We start from the raw sequence: 17373 nt of genomic DNA on the forward strand, positions 1-17373 counted from the left end.
CAACGGAAGCCGGTGGACAGGTCAAGGCGATACCTTCAGCCCGGGAGCGGGAGAATCTTTTTCGTGCCTGTTGACACGAGCGGCGAAATGGTGACCCCGATATTGGTTAGCTCATCGCCGCTCGAAGCGATTAGAGAGAACAACGATTGCCATGAGGAAAAGATAGAGGGCGATTCCGCAGATGAGCGCCCTAATGAATCCTTGTTGCCACCAAGCGATCAATGACAGCACCAAGACGAGAATTGCTATCGCTCGCCCTTGTGCACGAAACACCTCTTGTTGAGCCCTCCTCAACAAATCAATCTTCTTGGCAGACATTTAATCTTCCTTCTCACGCTTGGCCTTAGCAATTTCGGCAGCCGCGTTCAAAGCTCCTCCTGCTCTCTCGCCAGACTGCGATGTCGCTGCTGCAACCACCGATTTATCGGAACCCACAATTGCGGATCTTGAAGCATTAGCGACATGGGGATTCAAACCACCTTTGGCAGCCATGGCTTCAAGCCGCGCCAATGGCGCCAGAGCGAGCTTCGAACCTACAGCCCCGCCAAGTGCTGCGCCTGCCCCCTCTAATGTCGCCTTGGTTGCGCTCGGATTTTTTCCGTTAGCGACATCTTTAACCACCGATCCAGTCGCGCCAGCAGCGAACCCAGTGGCTGCCGTGCGAGCCACCGCTGTACCAACGCTTATGGTACCCCTTGCCGCCAATAGGGCACTAGCGGAGGCAACTCCACCAGTTAGGGCACCTACGCCTGCGGCAACCAATACGTCACTCCTATCAATCTGGGAGAAGGATTTCCCTTGAATCGCGACTTGAATGAAAATCTCGACGCCCGCTCCAGCGGCGGCTCCCCAAAGGGCTTGAACCAAGCGCCCATCCGGGTCGTTGAACTTGTAAGGATTGTTCGCGGCGTAGCAGTACCGGCAGAAGTTCCAACCCGTGACCGTATCAGCACTTACAGGATCAACCGATAGAAAAACGCCCATCGGATCATAATAGCGCTGCTGCATATACGTCAGCCCGGTCGCGCTGTCCTGCACATGCCCGGTGTAGCCGGGGCGGTCGTCGTTGGCGCGGTTCAGCAGCAGGCCGTAGGGCTCGTACTCGCTGGTCTCGACCACCGCGCCGGCGGCATCGGTCTTGGCAATCGGGCTGCCCAGCGGGTCGGTGTGCAAAAAGCCCACGCTCGCCGTGGTGCCGGACAGCGGACGGCGGTACTCCGCCACCAGGCTGCCGGACAGGTACACGTTCACGCTGCGCGTGCCGGCCACTTCGTCGCGCTGCCACAGCAAGCGCCCGTCCTGCGCGTAGAAACTGTACCTGCGCTGCGCCCCGCCCACGTCGCTGCGCACGCGCCGGCCCTGGGCGTCGTAGCGGTACCCCTGGCCAGCGGCGCTGCGCAGGCGGTGGCGCGATCTACGCCCATCGCGCCGGCGACGCAAATCAGCAGTTGCAAGCACGCTGCGAGGCATGGGGCGAGCATAACCGATGCGAGCACAGCAAAGGAAAGCCGCGCCCTTAGCTTTTGCAGCAGATTGAGCCGCTGATCGGCCATCGCCGCGCATCAGTCGCCGCGCACCACAACGCCGCAAACAACAAGGTCCGCAACTTGCGGTGCGGGCCTTGTGCGTTATGGGCGCTGGCTAATTGTCCCTGGCACCTTTTCTACGAATCATACGATCTTAATCAAAACCCATAGAAATAAGAAAAGCGTTGCAATATGGGAGAAAACTATCGACCAGTAACCTTTAGGGTCTTCCATCCGTTTTGCGCTAATCCCCAAGTTGGAGCCACCCCATTGCGCTGTCCCCGAGCATAGAGAAGAAAAAACTAACCACGCCGCTCGTATCATGATGGCAATCGCAACAGCCGGTAAAAAAATATTTATTCAATTGTCTTCTCGCCGACTTCTTTCCAGCGCCTCCTCAGAGGCCTTGCCTCCGGCCTCGCCAACGCCGTCTTCCAGAGTGCGCTGAACGCCCTCATTGACAGTCTTTGTGACTGGCTGGCCACCGAATGTAAATTACCGCCCCCTAAGCGACCTTACAACTACGCCAGGGATCGCCGGTGCTGTTTCAGTTGCCATTGCTCTGCCTGCAGCAGCACCAACCGTATTCCCGACTCCAAGGCCCGCTGCATTTGCAGCACCCGCAATAGCGGCTTGTTGGCCATCAACGTTTCCTGTTTCTATCTTTTGCTGCGCAGCGTTTCCAGCACTACCGATAGCCGCAGCTGTGCCGCCCGCAACTGCCACCTTCGCTGGAATTGTCGCCACCCTTGCCGCCGCAGCTCCAGGTATCACAGCAGTCGCAGCACCAACCACTCCAGAAATAGCTATTTGTGTTTTATTGATGGGCTGATCTGGCGCTTTAATTTTTTTTTTGCACCATAACGTCAACAATCATGCTGACGATTGCGCTTCTAACAATAATCTCCGCTATGCACCAAATGCATCTCCCATCTGGATCCTTGAACTTATACGGATTGTTCGCGGCGTAGTTGTAACGGTTGAAGTTCCAACCGGTGACGGTATCGGCTGTTACAGGATCAACGGACAGGAACCACCCGATCTGCGAATCGTAATAGCGCTGCTGCATATACGTCAGTCCGGTCGCGCTGTCCATCACATGCCCGGTGTAGCCGGGGCGGTCGTCATTGGCGCGGTTCAGCAGCAGGCCGTAGGGCTCGTACTCGCTGGTCTCGACCACCGCGCCGGCGGCGTCGGTCTTGGCAATCGGGCTGCCCAGCGGGTCGGTGTGCAAAAAGCCCAAGCTCGCCGTGGTGCCGGACAGCGGGCGGCGGTACTCCGCCACCAGACTGCCGGACAGATACACGTTCACGCTGCGCGTGCCGGCCACCTCATCGCGCTGCCACAGCAAGCGCCCGTCCTGCGCGTACAGGCTGTAGCGCCGCTGCGCCCCGCCCACATCGCTGCGCACCCGCCGGCCCTGGGCGTCGTAGCGGTAGTCCTGCCCTCCCGCGCGGCGCGGGCGGTGGCGCGATCCACGCCCATCGCGCCGGCGACGCAAATGAGCAGTTGCAAGCACGCTGCGAGGCATGGGGCGAGGATAACCGATGCGGGCACAGCAAAGGAAAGCCGCGCCCTTGCTTTTGCAGCAGATTGAGCCGCTGATCGCCCATCGCCGCGCATCAGTCGCCGCGCACCACAATTCCGCAAGCAACAAGGCTCGCAACTTGCGGTGCGTGACTTGGGCGTGATGGACGATCAGAAAGTGAACTTGACCCCGCTAACCGACCGTATTACCCGTGGCCTCGGTCAAGCGCCAGTGACTCGCATCAATCAGCATCCCTATCGCGCTGCACCATTGTCGCCGACAGTGGAGGAGTTGCTCAGGCCTTCTTTAGCCTTAAACAGCTGAGTACTCTTCTGCTCACCAACTAATATTCCATACAACATCACCTGCCTGTACGTGGCAGCACTCTTGCCCTGCGGAATCTCAAAACGCAGCTTGCAACCATTGGAGTTGAGCGCGTATTCGGTTACCTGCTTATCGGCAGACGACACGCCAGCAGGTACATCACTTTTGATGATTCTAAGCTCTTCATCTGCATCGTCTGAGCACGCCTTTGACTCAATGATTTTCATTGGAGAGGCGCCGTCTGCGGTTCGGGCCTGCAAACTCCAAACCCTTGAGTTGTCAGCATCCTGCATACTGATAGAACCATCAAAAGTGGCAATACACCAAGCTGTAGTCCCAAGTTCGCACTTAATTCGTGGCACCGCCTGTGCGTCGGCGTCCCTGGCCAAGAGACAAAACAGCAGAGTGACAGTGAAGAAGAAAATGTTCATTAGCAACCTGCCGACGTCCCCCCGCTTTCAGTAGCGGGGCGATTTAGAGTCCTGGGTGGATGGTAGTGGATGCCAGTTGCTTCGCATAGGCGCTCGGCGTCAGTCCGCCCAATGCTCTCTTCGGTCGCTCCTCGTTGTATTCCCGGCGCCAGGTTTCGATGACGGTCCGGGCGTGCAGCAGGTGGATGAACCAGTGTTCGTTGAGGCACTCGTCACGCAGGCGGCCGTTGAAGGATTCGACGTAGGCGTTCTGGTTCGGCTTGCCGGGTTGGATCAGGCGCAGTTGCACGCCACGTTCGTGTGCCCAGGAGACCATGGCCTTGCCGCAGAACTCCTTGCCGTTGTCGGTGCGGATTACCTAGGGCGGCAGCAGCTTGCCCGGGTTGAGGATGCCGTCCGGGTCGAAGGCGTGCTTCACCGCGCGCATCGCCGCCAGCGTAGGGGCATCATAGGCGCGCGCCATGAACTCGCGCTTGGACAGGCCGATGCCGTGTTCGCCCGAGAGCGTGCCGCCCAGCGCCAGCGCGAGATCGAACACCTGCGGCAGCGCGGCCTGCGCGCGCGCGGTCTCGTCGGCATCGTCCGGGTGGTAGAGCAGGTTGACGTGCAGGTTGCCGTTGCCGGCGTGGCCGAAGCAGACGATGGTCAGCCCATAGGCATCCGCCAGCGCCTCCACGCTGGCCACCAGCTCGGGGATGCGCGAGACCGGCACCACCACGTCCTCGTTGATCTTGCCGGGGGCGATCGTGCGCAGTGCCGGCGACAGCGCGCGCCGCGCCGCCCACAGGCGGTCGCGCGCGGCGCCATCGGGGGCGACGTCCATGTCCAGCAGGCCCTCGCCCTCGGCCGCGGCACCCAGCGCGGCCAGGATGTCCGGCAAGGCCTCGGCGCTGCCATCGGCCTCGACCAGCAGCATCGCGCCGGCCTCGGGCACGTCGCTGCCGTTGCGCCGCAGCAGCATCAGGCTGCGGCGGTCCAGGAATTCCAGCATCGCCGGCACCACCGGCTGCGCCATCAATCGCGAAACCGCCGCCGCGGCGCTGGCGGCATCGCGGTAGAAGGCGCGCAAGCCGGCCTGCGCCTGTGGCCGTGGCGCCAGCTTGAGCGTGGCCTCGACGATCAGCGCCAGCGTGCCTTCGCTGCCGACCAGCAGATGCGTGAGGTCATAGCCGGCGGAGGCCTTCGTGTAGGCACCGCCGACCCGGATCAGCTCGCCGGTGCCGGTGACCGCAACCAGTCCCAGCACGTTGTCGCGGGTGGCGCCGTATTTCACCGCGCGCGGCCCGCCGGCATTGGTGGCGAGGTTGCCGCCGACCGTGCAGGACTCCGCGCTGGACGGGTCCGGCGGCCAGAACAGGCCGTGCGCTGCCAGCGCGGTCTGCAGTGCGCCGTTGAGGACGCCCGGTTCCACCACCGCGCAGCGGTCGGCGGGGCGGATGGCGAGGATGCGGTCCATGCGCGCGAACGAGACCGCGATGCCGCCGTGCGTCGGCACCGCCGCGCCGGTGGTGCCGGTGCCGGCGCCGCGCGCCACGATCGGCACGCCATGCGCACGGCAGGCGCGAACGAGGGCCACGACCTGCTCGCGCGTGCGCGGCAGCGCCACCGCATCGGGGCGTGCGTGGCGGCGCGAATCATCGCCGCCGTGGGCGTCACGCGCGGCGTCGTCGATGCGCCAGCCATCGCCCAACAAGGCGGACAGCTCGACGACGAGGGTGGCGGGCAGGGCCATGCGGCTCACACCCCGTCGGCGCGGAAGGCATCGCGCAGCCACTCGAAGGCGGGCGCGGCCGGGTCGCCCGCGGCGGCCACCACGTCGAAGCGGCAGGGCGCCTGCGCGTGCTGCGGATGCCGAAGCAGGAAGGCCTGCGCGGCATGCACCAGCCGGCGCTGCTTGCCGGCATCCACCGAGGCCGCGCCGCCGCCGAAGCCGGTGGTGGCGCGGTAGCGCACCTCCACGAACACGACGGTGCCCGCGTCGTCCATCACCAGGTCGAGTTCGCCGCCGCGGCTGTGGGCGTTACGTGCCAGCAGGTGCAGGCCGCGTGTTTCGAGGAAGCGCAGCGCCGCGGCTTCCACCGCGTCGCCGCGCGCGCGTCGGTCCGGCTCAGCGCGCGCCATCGGCCAGCGGCACTGCCACGCCGGCGCTGAAGCGCGACCACGCCGGCCGCCGTAGCACGTTGCCGAACCCGTCGAGGCTGAGGCGCCCGGTGGCGCCGCGGATGCCCGCGTTCGGCTGCAGGGCCAGATGCTCGAGATAGCCGGTGAGCTTCCAGGCGTCGAAGCCGAACGCGAACAGGCGCGCCGCCGGGCCCTGCGCGGTGGCCACCCGCGCCGCGGCGGCGCTCTGGCTGGGCAGCCCGGCTACCGGTTCCACCAGCCAGGGTTCGGTGGGGAAGATGGTGCCGTCCAGCGCCATGTCCTCGCCCGGCTTGCCGGTGCCAAGGGTGATCTGCGAGCTGGCGTAGCGCGGCAGCTGGCCGAGGTTGGCCAGCGCCAGCTGCGGCACCACGGTGCGCGCCTGCGCGCCCTTCAGCACCAGCAGCACCGCGTCCGGGCGCGTACCCAGCCCGGCCAGCGCGGCATCCAGCTGCGGGGCGTAGTCCAGGCGCGCCACCACCTGCACCCCGCGGCGCTCCAGCTGCGCCTGCGCGGCCGCGGCGGTGCGGCGCTGGGCGTCCTCGCCGCCGGCGATCAGCAGCACGTGGCGGCTGCCGCGTTCCACCAGCGCCTGCGCCAGGCTGATGCCCTCGTCCTCCGGCGACAGCGAGAACGCGGCGCTGCCCGGCGCCGGCGCGCGGTCGCCGCGGTTCAGTGCCAGCAGCGGCAGCGGCGGATCGTCGGCGAACACCGCGTCCACCGCGTCGCGCGCGAGCGGGCCGACCGCGAAGTCGTTGCCGTCCGCGGCCGCGCGCGCGAGCGCGGCCTGGGCACCACCGGCAGTGTCGTAGAAGCGCAGCAGCGGGCGCCGGCGGGACTCGGCGTAGTAGCCGGCCAGGTAGCCGTCGCGCACGGCCGCCGCGGCGGGCGCCTGCGGCCCGGACAGCGGCAGCAGCACCGCCACCTGCAACGGCGGGCGGTAGCCGTCGGCCTCGGCCGCGGGACGGTTGGCCGCGCCAAAGTGGATGTCGCCGCGGTCGAACGCATGCGGCAGCGGCAGCCCGCGCCGCAGCAGCGCGCGCCCGGCGAAGTTGTACAGCGGATCGCCCGCGGGCAGGCGTGCGGCGTCGCGCGCCAGGGTGGCATCGTCCAGCCCGGCCAGCAGGTGCTCGATGGCCTCGCTATTGGCGCGCCGCGCCGGCCCGGCCAGGCCGGCGTGGTTGGCGGCCAGCGCCTGCGCCTGCACGGTGGCCTCGGCATACGGCGGCGGCGGCGGGGCTTTCGGTGCCACGTTCGCGCAGCCGGCCAGCGCCAGCAGCAGGACGAGCAGGAAGGATCGCATCGGGGCCACGGGCGGGGCGCTCGCTGGGGGAACCGGCTAGGATTCTACCCGCGCCCACGTTGAAGGCATCCATGCAGGTTCCCGGCACTCTGTTCGTCGTCGCCACCCCGATCGGCAACCTGGGCGATTTCACCCCGCGCGCGCAGCAGGTGTTGCGCGAGGTGGCGGCGATCTGCGCCGAGGACACCCGCCGCAGCGGCCAGCTGCTGGCGCATTTCGGCATCGCCACCCCACTGCTGGCGCTGCACGAGCACAACGAGGACGCGATCGCGCAGCGGATCGTGGCGCGCCTGCTCGGCGGCGAGTCGCTGGCGCTGGTCAGCGATGCCGGCACCCCGCTGGTGTCCGATCCCGGCTTCCGGCTGGTGCGCGCGGCGCGCGCGGCGGGGGTGAAGGTCAGCCCGGTGCCGGGCGCCAGCGCGCTCATCGCCGCGCTCAGCGTGGCCGGGTTGCCTAGCGACCGCTTCGTCTTCGAGGGCTTCCTGCCGGCCAAGGCCTCGGCCCGGCGCGAACGCCTGCAGGCGTTGGCCGGCGAGGCGCGCACCCTGATCTTCTACGAGTCCTCGCACCGCATCGTCGAGGCCCTGGCCGACATGGCGGCCGCGTTTGGCGGCGACCGTCCCGCGGTGCTGGCGCGCGAGCTGACCAAGCTGTTCGAGACCGTGCGGGACGGCAGCCTGTCCGGCCTGCTGGCGCAGGTTGAGGCCGATCCCGACCAGCGCAAGGGCGAGTTCGTGCTGCTGGTGCAGGGTGCCGCCGAGGACGGTGACGCCAAGGTGGCGGAAGGCCTGCGCCTGTACGCGAAGCTCAAGGAGCACCTGCCGCCCTCCACCGCGGCGAAGCTGGCGGCGGAACTCTCCGGCGCACCACGCAAGGCGCTCTACGGCGCCGAGTAGCGTTGAATTTTGCGTGCCAACAGGCCTGCCATAGCCCCCCTTGGCAAGGGGGGGCGCCGCGACAGCGGCAGGGGATCGGAAGCAATGGAGCGGAGCCCAAAGTTCGTGCTCTTGCAAACGTCGGGGTCATTTGACGGCGAAAGCCGTAAAATGCACGCGGCGGAGTCGGCCAGGCAGTCGCGTCATCCTTCGGGGATGCCGAGGAAAGTCCGGGCTCCACAGGGCACGGTGCCAGGTAACGCCTGGGCGGCGCGAGCCGACGGAAAGTGCAACAGAAAGATACCGCCGATGGCCCTGTCACCCCTTTGCCGCCGCGGCCGACGCGGCCCGGCATCGGACTTGTCGGCGCAGCCGACCAAGTCTCTTTCGGAGGCGGCAAAGGGGTGGCAGGGCACAGGCAAGGGTGAAATGGTGCGGTAAGAGCGCACCGCGAGCCTGGCAACAGGCCGGCACGGCAAACCCCACCGGGAGCAAGACCAAATAGGGAGACGATGAGGCGGCCCGCCGAGTCTCCGGGTAGGTTGCTCGAGCGTAGCGGTGACGCTGCGCCTAGAGGAATGGCTGCCACGGCGCGCAAGCGCCGACAGAACCCGGCTTATCGGCCGGCTCCGCCGCCTTCGGGCCGGGCCTTGCGCCCGCGGTTCGACAGGCTCGCCACGAACGCGATGACAGGTGCGCCGCGCGCGGCCGTTCTTGCGGACACCCGGCGCGCTTTAACACTTGGCTGTGTTTCGGCTGAGCCAGGTTTACGCCGGATCGATCATGCTATTGCCGGTCGCGTCGGGGGTCCGGCGCTGGATGAGGCTTGGCGCATGCACCCCGTTTCCGAATCGTCCCCGCCCCTGGAGCCGGCCGCCGGCGATGCCGCGCTGGCGGCGCGCGCGCATGCGCGGCCCAGCATCTCCTGCGTGATCCCGTGCCGCAACGAGGCCGGCAACCTCGACCTGCTGCTGCCGCGGCTGCTGGCCGTGTTGGAGCCGCTGGCGCCGGCGTGGGAGGTGATCCTGGTGGATGACGGCAGCACCGACGACACCCCGCAGCGGCTGGCGGCGTGGACCCGCCGCGCCGGCATCCGCACGGTCGAGCTGTCGCGCAACTTCGGCAAGGAGGCGGCGCTGACCGCCGGGCTGCAGGCCGCGCGCGGCGAGGTGGTGGTGATGCTGGATGCCGACCTCCAGCACGAGCCGGAGCTGATCCCGACCCTGCTGGAAAAGTGGCGGGAAGGCGCCGACAGCGTGTATGCCGTGCGCAGCAGCCGCGCCGACGAAAGCCTGTTCAAGCGGCTCGGCGCGCGCGGGTTCTACGCGCTGGTGAACGCGGGCGACCGCGTGGAGATCCCGCCCAACGCCGGCGATTTCCGGCTGATGGACCGCGCGGTGGTGGAAGCGCTGTTGGCTCTGCCCGAGCGCAACCGGTTCATGAAGGGGCTGTACGCCTGGGTCGGGTTCCGCGCGGTGGCGGTGCCCTACATGCCGGCCGCGCGCGCCGCCGGGCGCACCCATTTCCGCCCGATGCGGCTGGTGAACTTCGCCCTCGATGGGCTGATCGGCTTCTCCACCTGGCCGCTGCGCCTGCTCACCCTGACCGGCTTCGCGCTGGCCCTGCTGGCGTTCGGCTATGGCCTGTTCCTGGTGGTCGAGTACCTGCTGCACGGGCACCGGGTCAGCGGCTGGACCACGATCGTGGTCGGCATCATGTTCTCCGCCGGGCTGCAGCTGGTGTCGCTGGGGGTGGTCGGCGAATACGTCGGGCGGATCTTCGAGGAGGTCAAGCGGCGCCCGCTGTATATCGTCAAACGCCGCCGCGGCCAGGGGCTGGGCGAGTGAGCACGCGCCTGCAGGATGACCGTCGCGGGCTGGCCAGGGTCGCGCTGCTGGCGCTGCTGTGGCTGGGCCTGCTGGCCTGGGCGCGGCCGCTGATGCTGCCGGACGAGGGCCGCTATGTCGGCGTGGCCTGGGGCATGCTGCGCAGCGGCGACTGGCTGACCCCGACCCTGGACGGGCTGCCGTATTTCCACAAGCCGCCGCTGTTCTACTGGATCACCGCGGCGGCGATGAAGCTGCTGGGGGTGTGGGAGTGGCCGGCGCGGCTGGCTTCCATCCTCGGCGCCTGGGCCGGCGCGCTGGCGGTGTTCGCGCTGCTGCGGCGCTGGTGGGGCGAGCGCGATGCGCGCCTGGCGCTGTGGGTGCTGCTGCTGCAGCCGGCGTTCTACCTGGGGGCGCAGTTCGCCAACCTCGACATGCTGGTGGCCGGCGCGATCACCGTCACCATCGCGCTGCTGGCGCAGGCGGCGCTGGCGCTGGAGCGCGGCCTGCCGTACCGCGGCGCGCTGCTGGGCGCGTACGTGGCGGCCGCGCTGGCGGTGCTGGCCAAGGGCCTGATCGGGATGGTGCTGCCGGGCCTGGTGGTGACCGCCTGGCTGCTCTCGGGCGGGCGCTGGCGCACCTGGCTGCACCTGCTGTCGCTGCCGGGGCTGGTGCTGTTCGCGCTGATCGCCGCGCCGTGGTTCATCGCCATGCAGCAGCGGTTCCCGGAATTCCTGCACTACTTCTTCGTGGTCCAGCACTTCCAGCGTTTCGCGGAGACCGGCTTCAACAACGTGCAGCCGTTCTGGTTCTACCCGGCGGTGCTGGTGCTGGCCACATTGCCGTGGCTGCCCTGGCTGAAACCGCTGCTGGCCCGCGGGCAGGCCGTGGATCCGCTGCGCGCCGACCTGCGCCGGCTGATGTGGCTGTGGGTAGTGGTGGTGACCGCGTTCTTCTCGCTGCCGGCGTCCAAGCTGGTGGGCTACATCCTGCCAGCCATCCCGCCGCTGGCGGTGCTGCTGGCGGATGGCATCGCTGCGCATCGCCAGCGCCATGGCCACCTCGGGCGCGGGATCTGGGTGAGCGCGGGCGTCTCGGTGGCGCTCTGCGTGCTGGCGATCGGCCTGCTGGCGGCGCGCACCCCGAATTCGAGCAAGGAACTGGGGCTGGAGCTGCGCGCCCAGCGCCAGGCCGGCGAGCCGGTATTCCTGCTGGGCGAGTACTACTTCGACCTGCCCATCTACGCGCGCCTGGAGCAGCCTGAAGTTTACGTGCTGGACTGGGACGACCCGGCGATCCGCCGCCGCGACACCTGGCGCAAGGAACTGGCCGATGCCGGCGATTTCGACCCGGCGCTGGCGGCCCGGTTGCTGCTGCGCCCGCCGCAGCTGGCGCTGGCGCTGTGCCGGGTGCCGGTGGCCTGGCTGGTGGGGCCGAAGACCGCGCCGCAGGCCTTCCCGCTGCTGGGGCAGGCGCGCCAGGTGGCGGCCAACGACGAGGCCGCGCTGTGGCGGATCACGCCGGAGACGCCTTCGGTCAGGGCCGCGCTGGGCTGTCCCGGAACACCCATAGCCGGCTCAGCAGCCAGGTGATCCCGGCCACGAACACCAGCACCGCGCCCAGCAGCAGCTGGTAGCCGATCCGGCTCAGGTGCAGCGCCAGCGCGTAGGTGGTTTCGTTCAATGCAAAGCCGAAGGCCGAGAGCAGGAAGAACCGGCGCGCGGAATCGCGTACCGGCACCCCGTGGCCGCGGAAGGTGAGGTGATGGTGGCCGGCGAACGACACAGTGAAGGCCACCAGCCAGCCCAGCACGTTCGCCGCCAGCGGCGGCAGGCCGGCGTGTTCCACCAGCGCCACCACCACCAGCCAGTGCACGGCGGCGGCGGCGCAGCCGACGGCGATGAAGCGCAAGGGGCGCGGGATGTGGTGCACCATGGCGGGGTCAGGGCTTGAAGAGACGATGCGGATGGTCGAGGGACTGCCGGAGGTGGGGCTGTGCATCTGCGCCGATGATTACGGGCTGGATGCGGGGGTCAATGCCGCGGTGGCGCAGCTGGCCGGGCGCGGCCGCCTGCAGGCCACCGGGGCGCTGGTGGGCGCGCCGGCCTGGCGGCAGGGCCTGCACTGGCTGCGCGGCGGCGCTGACGGCGGGCTGGAGGTGGGGTTGCATCTGGACTTCACCGAGGCGCCGCTGACGCCGGGGGCGCGCCACCGGTTGCCGGCATTGATCGCGCAATCCTACGTGGGTTCGCTCGATGCCGCGATGGTGCGCGCCGAGATCCGTGCCCAGCTGGACGCGTTCGAGGATGGCCTCGGGCGGGCCCCGGCCTTCGTCGATGGCCACCAGCACGTGCACCAGCTGCCGGTGATCCGGCGCGCGCTGCTGGAGGAACTGGCGCGGCGCTATCCGGCCTCCGGCCCGCGGCCCTGGCTGCGCGACACCCGCGGGCGCTGGGCGGGAATGCGGGTGGCGGGCCTGCAGGATGCGGCCAAGGCCGGCGTCATCGCGGCGCTGGGCGCGCGGGCACTGGCGGCCGGCGCGCGCGCTGCCGGGTTCCGCCAGAACCGCGGTTTCCTCGGCGTGTACGGCTTCGCCGGCGGGCAGGCGCACTACGCCCGGCTGCTGCGCGGCTGGCTGGCGGCGGCACGCCCCGGGGACCTGCTGATGTGCCATCCCGGCGATGGCGCCGGCGATGCGCTGGCCGCGGCGCGCCAGGCCGAATTCGCGGTGCTGGCGGCGCCCGCGCTGGACGACTGGCTCGCGCAGGCGCGGGTGCGGCTGCTGCCGATGCGCCGCCTGCTCGCGGCCTGAGTGGGCGCTTGCCGCCGCCGCCCGCCTGCGTGCGTTCAGTCGGCCAGCGTGGTTTCGCCCAGGAACACCCCGTCCGGCCCGAACCGGCGCTCGCAGATGCGCCCGCGCCCGGCGGCGTCCACCAGCAGCAGGGTGCTGGCGCGGGTGCCGTAGCGCGGGCCGCGGATGAAGCAGGGCGACAGCTGCCGCTCCAGCGCAAGTCCAACGCCGGTCTCCGGCAGCTCCGCGTCCGCGGCCGGGGTTTCGTCCGCCAGTGCCTGCCACAGCGGCTGCAGGTCGTCGTCGCCGGCGTCCACCCAGGCCTGCAGCACCGCGCGCAGGCGACGCACCTTGGGCCAGTCGGCATCGAAGGCGCCGTTCGACAGCCCGTGCACGCCCGGCGCGATCGCCTGCACGCCGGCGGCGGGATGGTTGCCGATGTAGAAGCAGCCGCGCGCATCGGCCACCACCAGGTTGAACGGGGCGTAGCGCCCGGCCTGCGCGGCCAGCTGCGCGGCGTAGTCGGCGGCGGCCAGCGAGCCGGCCAGGAACGCCGCCGGCAGGTCGCCGCGCGAGGGCCCGTCGAACGGGCGCGGCAGGCCGTCGCGCACATTGGTTACCACCGCGGCGCGGCCGTCCGCGCCCAGGCCCATCCAGGTGCCGCCGGCCCGCAGGTCGCGCCCGGCGCGCACCGGGGCGTCCGGCCAGGCCGCCAGCGCCGCCGCCGGCCGCGCGTGTGCCTCGTCGCGGTTGCCGGCCAGCACCAGTCGCCAGTGGGGATGGGTGTTCCAGGCGAGTGCGAGCAGGCACATCCGCGCATTGTGCCGGCGTGTGGTGACGGGATTTGCTGCGGCGCAGCAATCCTTCGAAATGGCGAAAGCGCCTGAATGCGGCCAGCTCCGGAAGCGTGCGCTGTCTCAAAATTTGAGACGGAACATAAGCTTGTGGATAAAGCTTGAACAACTTCTTGAAGTTTGCTGCAAGTCCTTGACCGGGCTTGGGAAATTTCCAGCGCGAAGTTGTTGACAGGCGGGTAGGGCCTGCTAATGTGGCGCTTCGTGGGAAAACCGGGAAAAAAGTGGTTTTCCCGGGGCGAACTCCGCGGCAGACGGGGCAGGCGACAGGCAATGTTTCACGGCGAAACCGCCATCACCATCGACGACAAGGGCCGGCTGGCGATCCCGACCAGCTACCGGGATCTGGTCGCGCGTGCGTGCGGCAACCGCCTGGTGGTGACCTACAGCCCGTTCGACACCGACGCGCTCTACATCTACCCGCACCACGTGTGGGAGGCGCTGCGCGAGAAGGTCAACGCGCTGCCCAAGGCCAAGCGCGCCAACCGCATCCTGCAGTTCAAGCTGGTCGGCGCGGCGACCTTCGTCGAGCCGGACGGCAGCGGCCGCATTTCGCTGCCGGCCAGCCACCGCAGCGCGGTCGGGATCGACCGCCGGGTGGTCCTGCAAGGCAGTGGCGACAAGTTCGAGCTGCGCAGCGAGCAGGCGCATCTGGGCCAGGTCCACCAGATCCTCGGGGACGAGGACATGGACGACGACCTGCTGGGCCTGCCGTTGTGACGGGCGGTGGCGCGGACAGCGCGTCCGCCCACCTCCCGGTGCTGTTTGCCGAGGTCATGGACGGTCTGGCGGTGAAAGGGGATGGACGCTATCTGGATGGCACGTTCGGGCGTGGCGGGCATGCGCGCGGGGTGTTGCAGCGGCTGGGGCCGCAAGGGCGTTTGCTGGTGATGGACAAGGACCCGGAAGCGATCGCGGAGGCCATGCGGATGGCCGCGGCCGATGCGCGCCTGCACTGGCGGCGCGGCAGCTTCGCCACCCTGGCCGGCTGGGAGGAAACCGCCTCGGGCCTCGACGGCGTGCTGCTGGACCTGGGCGTGTCCTCGCCGCAGCTGGACGTGGCCGCGCGCGGATTCTCGTTCGGCAAAGACGGCCCGCTGGACATGCGCATGGACCCCGAGGCCGGCGAGAGCGCGGCCGACTGGCTGGCGCGCGCCTCCGAGCAGGAGATCGCCGACGTGCTGTGGACCTACGGCGAAGAGCGCCAGAGCCGCCGCATCGCGCGCGCGATCGTGGCCCGCCGCAGCCAGCAGCCGATCGCCCGCACCGCGCAGCTGGCTGAGCTGATCGCGCAGGTGATGCCGCGCGGCGACAGCAAGACCCATCCGGCCACCCGCAGCTTCCAGGCCATCCGCATCCACATCAACCGCGAGCTGGCCGATCTCGAGGCCGGCCTCGACGCCGCGCTGGCGCGCCTGAAGCCCGGTGGGCGGCTGGTGGTGATCAGCTTCCATTCGCTGGAAGACCGCATCGTCAAGCAGTTCATGGCCCGCCACGCGAAGGCGCCGCCGGCCAACCGGCGGATGCCGGTGGCGGTGGCGTTCACCCCGATCCTGCGTCTGGTCGGCGGCGCGCAGAAGGCCGGCGCGGCGGAGCTGGCGGCCAATCCGCGCGCGCGCAGCGCGGTGCTGCGGGTCGCGGAAAAGCTGGAGGTGGCGGCATGATCCGTGGCCTGCTCGTCGCCGCGCTGGTGCTGGCCAACGTCGCCAGCGCACTGCTGATCGTGCGCGACCGCCACGAGCACCGGCAGGCGTTCATCGCGCTGACCCGGCTGGAGAAGGCGCGCGACGACCTCAACATCGAGTTCGGCCGGCTGCAGCTGGAGCAGGCCACCTGGGCGGAGAGCAACCGCGTGGACCAGGTGGCGCGCGCACAGCTGGGCATGGCCTTCCCGCGCACCGAAGACGTCGTGGTGGTGCGGCGATGACCCGCTTCGGCAAACAGCGTCCGCGGGTGGCCGGCAGCGGCGAGCGCCGCGAGCGCGCGCGCCTGCAGCTGGACCTGCGCAAGCGCCTGCTGCTGGTGTGCGTGCTGCTGGGGGCGGGTTCGATGGCGCTGCTGGCGCGCGCGTTCAACCTGCAGGTGGTGGACCAGGCGTTCTACCGCAAGCAGGGGGATGCACGCTTCGTGCGCGAGATCCCGATCGCCACCTCGCGCGGGATGATCACCGACCGCAACGGCGAGCCGCTGGCGATCTCTTCGCCGGTGGAATCGATCTGGGCCAACCCGAAGGAGCTGCTGAAGTCGCCCGAGCGCCTGCCGCAGCTGGCGCAGGCGCTGGGCATGCCGCAGGACGAGCTGGCCAGTCGCCTGAGCGCGCGCGCCGACCGCGAGTTCGTGTATCTCAAGCGCCGGATCAACCCGGACGAAGCCGCGCGCATCCTCGCGCTGGACATCCCCGGGGTCGCCGGCCAGCGCGAATACCGCCGCTTCTACCCGCAGGGCGAGGTGCTGGCGCACGTGCTGGGCTTCACCAACATCGACGACCGCGGCCAGGAAGGGCTGGAGCTGGCGTTCGACGACTGGCTGAGCGGCACCCCGGGCGCCAAGCGCGTGATCCGCGACAACAAGGGCCGGATCGTCGAGAACGTGGACCTGGTGCGACCCGCGCAGCCGGGGCACGACCTGGTGCTGAGCATCGATCGCCGCATCCAGTACCTGACCTACCGCGAGCTGCGCAACGCGGTGGCCGAGACCGGCGCCAGCAGCGGTTCGGCGGTGGTGCTGGACGTGGCCACCGGCGAAGTGCTGGCGATGGCCAACATTCCCTCGTTCAATCCGAACGCGGTTGGCGCCAGCCCGCGCGACGCCCACCGCAACCGCGCCGTCACCGACCTGATGGAGCCGGGCTCGACCATGAAGCCGCTCACCGTGGCGGCGGCGCTGGAAGCGGGCGTCATCACCCCGGCCACCCTGTTCGACACCAATCCCGGCTGGATCCCGAACGGCACCTACCGCACCACCGACACCCACAACTACGGGGTGCTGGACACCACCGGCGTCATCCGCAAGAGCTCCAACGTCGGCGCCGCCCTGATCGCGCGCCGCCTGAGCAACGCGCAGTTCAACGAATTCGTGCGCCGCTTCGGCTACGGCCGGTCCACCGGCAGCGGCTTCCCCGGCGAGGCGGCCGGGTTGTTCCCCACGCCCGACCGCTGGAGCGGCACCAGCAAGCAGACCATGAGCTACGGCTATGGACTGAGCGCGACCCCGCTGCAGATCGCCACCGCCTATGCGGCGCTGGGCAACGGCGGCCTGCTGCACCAGCCGACCTTCGTGAAGGGCCAGCACAACCCGCCGCGGCGGGTGCTGGATGCGAGGATCGCCCACGAAGTGCTGCAGATGATGCAGACCGTCACCGAGCCGGGCGGTACCGCCACCCAGGCGGCGATCCTCGGCTACCACGTGGCCGGCAAGACCGGCACCTCGCGCAAGGCCAGCGCCGGCGGCTACTCGCGCCGCTACATCGGCTACTTCGCCGGGCTGGTGCCGGTGGACCATCCGCGCTTCGCGATGGCGGTGGCGATCAACGACCCCGATCCGTCGCGCAAGGGCTATTACGGCGGCGTGGTCGCCGGCCCGGTGTTCCGCAACGTGATGGAAGGCGCGCTGCGCCTGATGGACGTGGCGCCCGACGACCTGCCGGCCTGGCTGGCCGCGCAGCAGGCCGCCGAGGCCCGGCGCCAGAAGGGCGACGGTCGCGCCGTGCTGGCCACCGCCGCGGTGGCCTCGCCGGTTGCGGCGGCGGGAGGTGCGCAATGAGTGCCGAACACGTG

Annotated in this window: 18 protein-coding genes, 1 other RNA gene and 1 pseudogene; 9 read left to right on the forward strand and 11 right to left on the reverse strand. The window is 69.2% G+C overall.

Features of this window, described 5'->3' with window-relative positions:
• Nucleotides 1-111: 111 nt before the first annotated feature.
• The 9 genes and pseudogenes from EDC34_RS04835 to EDC34_RS04870 form a co-directional block, all read right to left on the reverse strand.
• Nucleotides 112-318 carry a hypothetical protein gene (locus EDC34_RS04835; protein ID WP_132982856.1) on the reverse strand — a complete coding sequence of 69 codons (207 nt, stop codon included), beginning with the start codon at nt 316-318 and terminating at the stop codon, nt 112-114.
• Nucleotides 319-1470: an RHS repeat-associated core domain-containing protein gene (locus tag EDC34_RS04840; RefSeq protein ID WP_114959850.1), complete on the reverse strand. Its 1152-nt coding sequence runs from the start codon at nt 1468-1470 to the stop codon at nt 319-321.
• Between the two features lie 577 nt (nt 1471-2047).
• Nucleotides 2048-2170, reverse strand: coding sequence for a hypothetical protein (locus EDC34_RS12445; RefSeq protein ID WP_275895183.1), 123 nt, complete (start codon nt 2168-2170; stop codon nt 2048-2050).
• Between the two features lie 197 nt (nt 2171-2367).
• Nucleotides 2368-3057, reverse strand: a complete 690-nt coding sequence (locus EDC34_RS04845; RefSeq protein ID WP_114959849.1) for an RHS repeat-associated core domain-containing protein — start codon at nt 3055-3057, stop codon at nt 2368-2370.
• A gap of 251 nt (nt 3058-3308) precedes the next feature.
• Nucleotides 3309-3809, reverse strand: coding sequence for a hypothetical protein (locus EDC34_RS04850; RefSeq protein WP_132982857.1), 501 nt, complete (start codon nt 3807-3809; stop codon nt 3309-3311).
• 43 nt (nt 3810-3852) lie between these two features.
• Nucleotides 3853-4167: pseudogene (locus EDC34_RS04855) on the reverse strand (integrase core domain-containing protein); the annotation flags it as partial.
• Complete coding sequence (locus EDC34_RS04860; protein ID WP_114959848.1) at nt 4168-5541, reverse strand: FAD-binding oxidoreductase; 1374 nt, start codon at nt 5539-5541, stop codon at nt 4168-4170.
• 5 nt (nt 5542-5546) lie between these two features.
• The gene (locus EDC34_RS04865; protein ID WP_114959847.1) at nt 5547-5930 is read right to left on the reverse strand and encodes a YraN family protein; all 384 of its coding nucleotides are present in this window, start codon (nt 5928-5930) and stop codon (nt 5547-5549) included.
• Entirely contained in the window at nt 5917-7251 is a 1335-nt protein-coding gene (locus EDC34_RS04870; protein ID WP_114959846.1) for a penicillin-binding protein activator, read from the reverse strand. The genes EDC34_RS04865 and EDC34_RS04870 overlap by 14 nt, the downstream gene beginning before the upstream one ends.
• Nucleotides 7252-7322: 71 nt before the next feature.
• Here EDC34_RS04870 and rsmI point away from each other — a divergent pair, with 71 nt between their 5' ends.
• From rsmI to EDC34_RS04890, 4 genes are all read left to right on the forward strand, one after another.
• Nucleotides 7323-8147, forward strand: coding sequence for a 16S rRNA (cytidine(1402)-2'-O)-methyltransferase (rsmI, locus tag EDC34_RS04875; protein ID WP_114959845.1), 825 nt, complete (start codon nt 7323-7325; stop codon nt 8145-8147).
• A 161-nt stretch (nt 8148-8308) separates the two neighbouring features.
• Nucleotides 8309-8761, forward strand: an RNA gene (gene rnpB / locus EDC34_RS04880) — RNase P RNA component class A.
• A 198-nt stretch (nt 8762-8959) separates the two neighbouring features.
• Nucleotides 8960-9973 (forward strand): glycosyltransferase family 2 protein, encoded by a 1014-nt coding sequence (locus EDC34_RS04885; protein WP_162797682.1) that lies wholly within the window; start codon nt 8960-8962, stop codon nt 9971-9973.
• Entirely contained in the window at nt 9970-11544 is a 1575-nt protein-coding gene (locus EDC34_RS04890) for an ArnT family glycosyltransferase (protein WP_114959843.1), read from the forward strand. Before EDC34_RS04885 ends, EDC34_RS04890 begins: the two co-directional genes overlap by 4 nt.
• On the opposite strand, the gene EDC34_RS04895 is transcribed toward EDC34_RS04890, so the two are convergent.
• Nucleotides 11489-11887 (reverse strand): GtrA family protein, encoded by a 399-nt coding sequence (locus EDC34_RS04895; protein ID WP_114959842.1) that lies wholly within the window; start codon nt 11885-11887, stop codon nt 11489-11491. The genes EDC34_RS04890 and EDC34_RS04895 overlap by 56 nt on opposite strands.
• Before the next feature lie 31 nt (nt 11888-11918).
• Between EDC34_RS04895 and EDC34_RS04900 the strand changes: the two genes are divergently transcribed.
• Nucleotides 11919-12764 (forward strand): ChbG/HpnK family deacetylase, encoded by an 846-nt coding sequence (locus tag EDC34_RS04900; RefSeq protein WP_205388048.1) that lies wholly within the window; start codon nt 11919-11921, stop codon nt 12762-12764.
• Nucleotides 12765-12799: 35 nt separating this feature from the next.
• Here EDC34_RS04900 and EDC34_RS04905 read toward each other — a convergent pair whose 3' ends face one another.
• Nucleotides 12800-13555 (reverse strand): NRDE family protein, encoded by a 756-nt coding sequence (locus tag EDC34_RS04905; RefSeq protein ID WP_114959840.1) that lies wholly within the window; start codon nt 13553-13555, stop codon nt 12800-12802.
• A 315-nt stretch (nt 13556-13870) separates the two neighbouring features.
• Here EDC34_RS04905 and EDC34_RS04910 point away from each other — a divergent pair, with 315 nt between their 5' ends.
• Genes EDC34_RS04910 through EDC34_RS04925 form a run of 4 tightly spaced genes read left to right on the forward strand, consistent with a single transcriptional unit; the run spans nt 13871 to nt 17359 of the window.
• Complete coding sequence (locus tag EDC34_RS04910) at nt 13871-14317, forward strand: division/cell wall cluster transcriptional repressor MraZ (protein WP_114959839.1); 447 nt, start codon at nt 13871-13873, stop codon at nt 14315-14317.
• Nucleotides 14314-15261, forward strand: a complete 948-nt coding sequence (rsmH, locus tag EDC34_RS04915) for a 16S rRNA (cytosine(1402)-N(4))-methyltransferase RsmH (RefSeq protein ID WP_240311071.1) — start codon at nt 14314-14316, stop codon at nt 15259-15261. The genes EDC34_RS04910 and rsmH overlap by 4 nt, the downstream gene beginning before the upstream one ends.
• Nucleotides 15258-15524, forward strand: coding sequence for a cell division protein FtsL (gene ftsL, locus EDC34_RS04920; protein ID WP_425477451.1), 267 nt, complete (start codon nt 15258-15260; stop codon nt 15522-15524). The genes rsmH and ftsL overlap by 4 nt, the downstream gene beginning before the upstream one ends.
• On the forward strand, nt 15521-17359 hold the full coding sequence (locus EDC34_RS04925) for a peptidoglycan D,D-transpeptidase FtsI family protein (RefSeq protein ID WP_114959838.1): 1839 nt from the start codon (nt 15521-15523) through the stop codon (nt 17357-17359). Before ftsL ends, EDC34_RS04925 begins: the two co-directional genes overlap by 4 nt.
• Nucleotides 17360-17373 lie beyond the last annotated feature (14 nt).

The sequence above is a fragment of the Thermomonas haemolytica genome, from assembly GCF_004346265.1.
Classification (GTDB): Bacteria; Pseudomonadota; Gammaproteobacteria; order Xanthomonadales; family Xanthomonadaceae; genus Thermomonas; species Thermomonas haemolytica.

What these genes read in the sequence shown, in the direction of transcription:
- EDC34_RS04835 (WP_132982856.1), bottom strand. Translation starts at nt 318, where the DNA reads ATGTCTGCCAAGAAGATTGATTTGTTGAGGAGGGCTCAACAAGAGGTG.
- EDC34_RS04840 (WP_114959850.1), bottom strand. Translation starts at nt 1,470, where the DNA reads ATGCCTCGCAGCGTGCTTGCAACTGCTGATTTGCGTCGCCGGCGCGAT.
- EDC34_RS12445 (WP_275895183.1), bottom strand. Translation starts at nt 2,170, where the DNA reads ATGGCCAACAAGCCGCTATTGCGGGTGCTGCAAATGCAGCGGGCCTTG.
- EDC34_RS04845 (WP_114959849.1), bottom strand. Translation starts at nt 3,057, where the DNA reads ATGCCTCGCAGCGTGCTTGCAACTGCTCATTTGCGTCGCCGGCGCGAT.
- EDC34_RS04850 (WP_132982857.1), bottom strand. Translation starts at nt 3,809, where the DNA reads ATGAACATTTTCTTCTTCACTGTCACTCTGCTGTTTTGTCTCTTGGCC.
- EDC34_RS04860 (WP_114959848.1), bottom strand. Translation starts at nt 5,541, where the DNA reads ATGGCCCTGCCCGCCACCCTCGTCGTCGAGCTGTCCGCCTTGTTGGGC.
- EDC34_RS04865 (WP_114959847.1), bottom strand. Translation starts at nt 5,930, where the DNA reads ATGGCGCGCGCTGAGCCGGACCGACGCGCGCGCGGCGACGCGGTGGAA.
- EDC34_RS04870 (WP_114959846.1), bottom strand. Translation starts at nt 7,251, where the DNA reads ATGCGATCCTTCCTGCTCGTCCTGCTGCTGGCGCTGGCCGGCTGCGCG.
- rsmI (WP_114959845.1), top strand. Translation starts at nt 7,323, where the DNA reads ATGCAGGTTCCCGGCACTCTGTTCGTCGTCGCCACCCCGATCGGCAAC.
- EDC34_RS04885 (WP_162797682.1), top strand. Translation starts at nt 8,960, where the DNA reads ATGCACCCCGTTTCCGAATCGTCCCCGCCCCTGGAGCCGGCCGCCGGC.
- EDC34_RS04895 (WP_114959842.1), bottom strand. Translation starts at nt 11,887, where the DNA reads ATGGTGCACCACATCCCGCGCCCCTTGCGCTTCATCGCCGTCGGCTGC.
- EDC34_RS04900 (WP_205388048.1), top strand. Translation starts at nt 11,919, where the DNA reads ATGGTCGAGGGACTGCCGGAGGTGGGGCTGTGCATCTGCGCCGATGAT.
- EDC34_RS04905 (WP_114959840.1), bottom strand. Translation starts at nt 13,555, where the DNA reads ATGTGCCTGCTCGCACTCGCCTGGAACACCCATCCCCACTGGCGACTG.
- EDC34_RS04910 (WP_114959839.1), top strand. Translation starts at nt 13,871, where the DNA reads ATGTTTCACGGCGAAACCGCCATCACCATCGACGACAAGGGCCGGCTG.
- ftsL (WP_425477451.1), top strand. Translation starts at nt 15,258, where the DNA reads ATGATCCGTGGCCTGCTCGTCGCCGCGCTGGTGCTGGCCAACGTCGCC.
- EDC34_RS04925 (WP_114959838.1), top strand. Translation starts at nt 15,521, where the DNA reads ATGACCCGCTTCGGCAAACAGCGTCCGCGGGTGGCCGGCAGCGGCGAG.